This is a genomic window from Paracoccus sp. P2, from assembly GCF_046335115.1.
In the GTDB taxonomy this organism is placed as follows: domain Bacteria; phylum Pseudomonadota; class Alphaproteobacteria; order Rhodobacterales; family Rhodobacteraceae; genus Paracoccus; species Paracoccus pantotrophus.
Genome location: NZ_JBGOSN010000093.1, coordinates 1 through 6,540 on the forward strand (window position 1 = coordinate 1; position 6,540 = coordinate 6,540).

Genomic DNA, 6,540 nt, shown 5'->3' on the forward strand with positions numbered 1-6,540 from the left:
ATCAAAGAAACCCATCTGCGTCATCGCTGCATCCCCTATATGCCGGTTCACCATGTCACGATATCGCAGCGCCAAGGTCAGGGCAATTTTTAGAGGTGCCCTGCGGGAAAACCAGTTCAACAGCTTCAGGGAGTGCACGAATGACAGGCGATCACATATCGCTGCATGTCCGGCGCAAGTTATCGGATGTCTGCGCGCGACAAGCTGAGGCAAGCTAGAGACGATCCGAAAGGTCCCCCTTTCGGTCATAAGCCGCGGGCAGAACGTCGACCGCTGTCTCGGGCACGGATGCCATTTCTCGCAAAGGCAAGCCGATCCGCTCCATGGCCTGGGGCGGCAGGGGCGCCGGCATGCGCATCCGCATCTGCACCAGCCGTCACTGCCCCGCGATGCCTTCCGTCCTTGTTTCTCGAATGAAGAAAGGTCAGACATGACAGCACGATTTCAGGATCAGACATCGGCGCCGGCGCTGCGCAAGGTCATCGGCGCTGCCGCGATGGGCAATTTCGTCGAATGGTTCGACTTTGCCGTCTATGGATTCCTGGCGACGATCATCGCCAGCCAGTTCTTTCCCAGCGAAAGCGTCAGCCTGGGGCTGCTCAAGACTTTCGGGGTCTTTGCGGTGGCCTTTGCCATGCGCCCGCTGGGAGGGATCTTCTTCGGCGTCCTGGGTGACCGGCTGGGCCGCAAGGGGGTCCTGTCGCTGACGATCCTGCTGATGGCCGGGGCCACGACCCTGATCGGCCTTCTGCCGGTCCATGCAAGCTGGGGCATGGCGGCACCTGTCCTGCTGACCGTCCTGCGCTGCCTGCAGGGCTTTTCGGCGGGCGGCGAATACGCCGGTTCAATCGCATATGTGATGGAACACGCGCCGAACGACAGGCGCGGCTGGTATGGCAGCTTCATCCCGGTATCGACCTTCCTGGCCTTTGCCTCGGCCGCGCTGCTGGTCTTTGCCCTGGAAAGCAGCCTGACCGCCGAGGCGATGACCGCCTGGGGCTGGCGCGTGCCTTTCCTGCTTGCGGCGCCCCTGGGGCTGGTCGGCCTTTACCTGCGCTGGCGCATGGAGGAAACGCCCGCCTTCAAGGCAATGGCCGCCGAGGACAACACCCATGCCCATTCGCCCCTTCGTGAAACCCTGAAAAGCCAAAGCCAGTCGATGCTGCGGCTGGGGACGTTCATCTCGCTGACAGCGCTGTCCTTCTACATGTTCACCACCTACTTCTCGACCTATCTGCAGGTGGAGGGCGGGTTCACGCGACCGCGTGCCTTGCTGGTGACGATGATCGCCCTGGTCTTTGCCACGCTGTTCTGTCCGGTCGCGGGGCGCATCTCTGACCGGATCGGCCGGCGCAACACGATCCGCTTCGTCTGCGCATGGCTGTTCGTCATGGTGGTTCCGGCCTATCTGCTGGCCAGCTCTGGCGCGCTGTGGAAGGCCATCCCGGGTGTCCTGCTGCTTGCGACTGGTGCGCTGACGGCCAATGTGGTGACGGCGACGCTGCTGTCCGAGACCTTTCCCACGCGGACCCGCTATACCGCCTCGGCCTTTACCTACAATGTCTCATATACGATCTTCGGCGGCACCGCCCCGCTGATGGCGACCTGGCTGATCGACACGACCGGCAACAACCTTGCCCCGGCCCTTTACCTGATGGTCATTGCGGTTCTGGCGGGCCTCGGCGGGCTGGCCCTGCGCGAAACCTCGCGTATCTCGCTGATGGACGATGCCGCGCTCCAGCCGGATGCCGAACTGTCCCTTTACCCCGCCCAGCAAGCCGCAAGATGACCCGGCCGGCCCCCTTGGTCCTGGTCCGGGGGGCCGCCCTTTTCCAAAGCCAACCCTCCCTGATCCAAGGATGAATGATATGCAGCCCGCTGTTCAGATCGACGTGGACGAAGCCAGTGGCATCTGGCGCACCGACGGCCTGCCCATGGTCTATGTTCCGCGTCATTTCATGGTGAACATGCACAAGGAGATCGAAAAGACCCTGGGACGCGATGCCTATGAGGCGATGCTGGACCGCTCTGGCGCGAAGTCGGCCTTTTTCTGGTGCAAGCGCCAATCCGAACTGCTGGGCGCGTCCGATCGCGATGTCTTTGCGCTTTATCTGCGGCGGCTTTCGGAACGCGGCTGGGGCCGCTTTTCCATCGAGCAACTGGACCTGGACCAACTGACGGCCCAGGTCACGCTGAGGAATTCGATCTATGTGCTCGAGTCGGAAGGGCAGGCGGCCGCGCCCACCTGCTATATGTTCGAGGGCTTCCTGATCGGCGCCATGCAGTTTGTCTGCGCCATGCGCGGCATCGATCCGCAGGCGATCACCTGTCGCGAGGTGCAATGCGCGGCCATGGGCGCTGCTGAATGCCGCTTTGAGGTCGCCTGCGTCCTGACGGACTGAACGCGCGCCTTGGGCTGCCCGACACGCGGCGCAGCCCAGTCATCATCTCTTATGGAAATGGAAAACATCATGAAGGACAAGGCCAGCACGATCTATGAGAACGCAGTCGTCATCGACGGTCTCATCATCTCGAAATGGGGCGGGGATCTGTTCAGGGAAATGCAGCAATCGGGGTTGACGGCCGCGAACTGCACTTGCAGCGTCTGGGAGAATTTCAGCGATACCGTCAATAATCTCGTGCAATGGAACCGTTGGTTTCGTGAATTTGGCGACCATATCGTCAAGGCGGAAAGCGTTGCGGATATTCGCCGCGCGAAGGATTCTGGAAAGACGGCGATCGTTCTGGGCATGCAGAACACCTCGGCTTTCGAAGACAGGATCGGCTATGTCGAGATCCTCAAGACCCTTGGTGTCGGCATCGCGCAGATGACGTACAATACCCAGAACTGGGTCGGCAGCGGCTGCTATGAAAGCCGCGACAGCGGCCTGTCGGATTTCGGGCGCGAGGTCGTGGCCGAGATGAACCGAGTCGGAATGCTGTGTGATCTCAGCCATGTAGGGCCGAAGACGTCGAGAGAGGTGATCGACACCTCGACGGTGCCGGTTGCCTATTCGCATTGTCTGCCCGCGGGGCTGAAGGCGCATCCCCGCAACAAGTCGGACGAGGAACTGCGCTATATCGTCGACAAGGGTGGTTTTGTCGGCGTGACGATGTTCCCGCCCTTTCTGGCCAATGGCGTCAATTCGACCATTGCCGATTACATCGCTGCAATGGATTACGTCATCAATATCGTAGGCGAGGATGCTGTCGGCATCGGCACCGATTTCACACAGGGCTATGACCGCCCGTTCTTCGACTGGATCACGCATGACAAGGGATTTGGCCGCCGCCTGACCAACTTTGGCGAGATCATCAACCCGGCCGGCTTCCGCGAGATTCGGGATTTTCCGAATATCGCGGATGCCATGGCCGATGCCGGCTGGACCGAGGCACGGATCGAAAAGATCCTGGGTTTGAACTGGTTGAACCTGCTGCAAACGGTCTGGGGAAAGTAAGAACGAACAGCACGAATACGGGATCACGCATCGGGATAATCCTTGCCGCCGAAATGCGGCACCCGGCCCACCAACAGAAGGCACCGCCCTTGCTTCGGACAAGGGCGGTGCGACCCTATTCCAGTACGCACAGAGAGTTATAAGAGTGTGTGTAGGTTGGCGCGCAATGCAGGCAGGCTCCCGCCTGATATCTGTCGCGCTGCATATGATCGCGGGTCTGTGCGAACAGGTTTTGGCGCTGCATGGGCGGATAAATTAATATGGCCGCAAACGGGCGGCGTCGGCAGGATTTGACGCCGTATCGGTTTATTTCAGGCGGCTCTGTTGCACAAATGGCTGAGGGGATTCATCATGGGAATCCAGCGTGATAGCTGGATGGCATGAGCAGACCCACACCCCCCGCCTACAAGACCCGGAACTGGCCGAGCTACAATGAAGCGCTCAAGCGCCGCGGCTCGCTGACGATCTGGTTCGATCCCGAGATGATCTGGGCGGCCGCGCCGACCGGCAAGCGTGGTCGGCAGCCCAGCTATAGTGACGCTGCGGTCCAGACCTGCCTGACGATGAAGGTGCTGTTCGGCATGGCGCTCCGCCAGACCACCGGGTTCGTGGAAAGCCTGCTGCAGTTGATCGGTCTGGACTGGGCGGTGCCCGATTTCAGCACCCTCAGCCGACGCCAGAAGACCTTGAAGGTCAACATCCCCTATCGCGGCTCGCAGGGCCCGCTGCACCTTCTGATCGACAGCACCGGGATCAAGGTCGAGGGCGAAGGCGAGTGGAACGCGCGCAAGCATGGCGGCCCGAAACGACGTATCTGGCGCAAGGTCCACCTCGGGATCGACGAGAAAACACTGGAAATCAGGGCGGTCGAGTTCACCAGTAGCGACGTAGGCGACGCACCGATGTTGCCCGAACTGCTCGACCAGATCCCACCCGATCAAGAGATCGCCAGCGTTACCGCCGATGGCGCATACGACACCCGAAAGTGCCACGACGCCATCGCCGCCCGCGCCGCTGCGGCCATCATTCCTGTGCGGAAGAACGCCAAGCCCTGGAAGAAAACTTCAGCCGGAGCCGTAGCACGGAACGATATCTTGCGAACCACCAAATACCTCGGCTGGACAATCTGGCGACGATGGAGCGCATATCATCGCCGAAGTCGTGCAGAGACAAAAATGCACTGTATGAAACTGCTGGGCCAGCGCCTGACCGCGAGGGAGTTCGACCGCCAGGTCGCAGAACTCCATATCCGCATGGCTGTCATGAACGGCTACACCGCGCTCGGAATACCCGTCACAGAGACTGTGGGATAAATCCGTCCGGGGAAAGGGACAGTCCGGCCATAAACCGATTTGTGCAACAGAGCCAGCATGGCCCGGACGCCGCAATCATCCGCGTGGCAACCGGCTGGCAGATCGACCGGCGCGGCCTGATCCGCGATTGAAAGTTTTTCTATCCGTTTCAGCGACAACTGGCCGCCCGCCCGGGCGGCCCTCTTTTTTACCTCTGTCTGGTGGGTTGGTCCGGTCCCGACCCTGATCCCAGGGCCGCGACCAGACCCGGCGCTAAGGCCGCGCCGGGCCGCCGCTGCGCGGCTGTCACCGTGGCGCCATCACTCGCGTCCGGCTGTTAACCCGTCTGGCGCACGCCAGCCGGAGCCGGACCTATCCACCACCACACGGATCTTGTCATTCTACCACACCGGTCAAGGACGGCGGCCGCGCAAGCGCGCCCTTGCAAGCGGCCCGTGCCGGGCCGTCCCTGACTCGGCGTGTCCGATGCCGGCGACCGTGCGGGGCGGCTAAAGCCTCGCATTTCCCGGTCAGAACGCTTACATTCCTGAAAGGAGATCATTCATGGCAAACGCGCTACACATCGACACCCTGAAATTCGCCCGCAAACTCACAGATGCTGGCATGGATCAGAAGGCCGCCGAAGCCATTGCCGAAGGGCTGGCCGAGGCGGATACCTCGACCCTGGCCACCAAACAGGACCTAGCCGAGTTCAAGGCCGAACTGTTTCGCCATCTCTGGATCATGGCCGCTGGCATCGTTGGCCTGACTGTCACGCTTATAAAAGTGCTGCCGGGTTGAACGGCTAAGTGGCCCCTTCGGGGGCCACTTTCATATCTCGCCCTTTTTTGTCCCTCGCAGCCGCGCGCAATGCCGGACGCTGGCAGGCGCTACGCGCCAACCAGCGGCACGCCGGCTAGGCGCGCCATGCCCCGATCCCGGACCACAATCCATTCAGGTGCGTGCCAGCCGCAACGCGGCGGGGCTCTGTTGCACAAATCGGCTTAAGGCCGAGGTTCCCCTTTCCCCGGACGGACTTATCCCACAGCTTCCGTGACGGGTATTCCGAGCGCGGTGTAGCCGTTCAGGACGGCGATGCGGACCTGGAGTTCGGCGACCTGTCGGTCGAAGTCCCGTGCCATGAGCCGCTGGCCCAGCAACTTGATACAATGCATCTTTGTCTCGACGCGGCTTCGGCGGTGGTATCCACTCCATCGTCGCCAGAGCGCGCGGCCCAGGTATTTCGCCGCGCGCAGGGCCTCATTTCGGGCTACGGCTCCGGCGGTGATCGTCTTCCAGGGCTTCGCGTTCTTGCGGGGCGGGATGACGGCATGGGCACCGCGATCTGCAATCGCATCGTGGCATTTGCGCGTGTCGTAGGCGCCATCAGCCGTAACGCTACCGATTTCCTGGTCCTGCGGGATTTGGTCGAGAAGGTGGGGTAGGATGGGCGCATCACCGATGTGGCTCCCGGTGACTTCGACGGCCCGGATCTCCAACGTTTCTTCATCGATCCCAAGGTGGAGCTTGCGCCAGACGCGCCGTTTCGGGCCGCCATGCTTGCGTGCGTGCCACTCGCCTTCACCTTCGACCTTGATCCCGGTGCTGTCGACCAGCAGGTGCAACGGCCCCTTGGAGCCGCGGTAGGGGATGTTCACGGCCAAGGTCTTCTGGCGGCGAGATAGCGTGCTGAAGTCGGGCACCGTCCAGTTCAGGCCGACCAGCCGTAGCAGGCTCTCGACGAACCCGGTCGTCTGCCGGAGCGCCATGCCGAACAGCACTTTCATCGA

6 protein-coding genes are annotated in these 6,540 nt (G+C 61.7%); 5 read left to right on the top strand and 1 reads right to left on the bottom strand.

The window, feature by feature from the left end; all coding sequences use genetic code 11:
- Nucleotides 1–430 precede the first annotated feature (430 nt).
- The 5 genes from ACDP63_RS24000 to ACDP63_RS24020 all read left to right on the top strand — a co-directional run bounded on the left by ACDP63_RS24000 (nt 431) and on the right by ACDP63_RS24020 (nt 5,551).
- On the top strand, nt 431–1,789 hold the full coding sequence (locus ACDP63_RS24000; protein ID WP_172686439.1) for an MFS transporter: 1,359 nt from the start codon (nt 431–433) through the stop codon (nt 1,787–1,789).
- A gap of 79 nt (nt 1,790–1,868) precedes the next feature.
- Complete coding sequence (locus tag ACDP63_RS24005; RefSeq protein WP_271180019.1) at nt 1,869–2,402, top strand: 4-vinyl reductase; 534 nt, start codon at nt 1,869–1,871, stop codon at nt 2,400–2,402.
- A gap of 69 nt (nt 2,403–2,471) precedes the next feature.
- The gene (locus ACDP63_RS24010) at nt 2,472–3,458 is read left to right on the top strand and encodes a dipeptidase (RefSeq protein ID WP_271180020.1); all 987 of its coding nucleotides are present in this window, start codon (nt 2,472–2,474) and stop codon (nt 3,456–3,458) included.
- A gap of 380 nt (nt 3,459–3,838) precedes the next feature.
- Entirely contained in the window at nt 3,839–4,771 is a 933-nt protein-coding gene (locus tag ACDP63_RS24015) for an IS5-like element ISPko3 family transposase (protein WP_409928776.1), read from the top strand.
- A gap of 543 nt (nt 4,772–5,314) precedes the next feature.
- A complete protein-coding gene (locus tag ACDP63_RS24020) occupies nt 5,315–5,551 on the top strand; it encodes a hypothetical protein (RefSeq protein ID WP_010400470.1) in 237 nt (78 codons plus the stop codon).
- 236 nt (nt 5,552–5,787) lie between these two features.
- Here the strand turns inward: ACDP63_RS24020 and ACDP63_RS24025 are convergent.
- A partial coding sequence (locus ACDP63_RS24025) for an IS5 family transposase (RefSeq protein WP_409928777.1) occupies nt 5,788–6,540 on the bottom strand: 753 nt, incomplete at its 5' end.